Source organism: Brevundimonas sp. UBA2416 (assembly GCF_002343105.1).
GTDB lineage: Bacteria > Pseudomonadota > Alphaproteobacteria > Caulobacterales > Caulobacteraceae > Brevundimonas.
In genome coordinates this window covers 29683-29884 of record NZ_DDRM01000032.1, presented here as the reverse complement: position 1 = coordinate 29884, position 202 = coordinate 29683, and positions in this window count along the sequence as shown.

The window sequence follows — 202 nt, the reverse complement described above, 5'->3', positions numbered from 1 at the left end:
GCTCGTCGGCGACGCGGCGCACCGGGTTGGGCGTCGCGTCCGGATAGCGTTCGGTGTCCACGGGGCGGGGCGGCGCGATGATCCCGGGCGGCGGCGCGGCGACCACCGACCCGCCGGGGATCCGGCTCCCGGTGACGACGACGCTGTCCATCTGCGTGGCGACGGCGCCCGGAGGTGTCGGCGGCGGCGGCGGAGGGGGCGG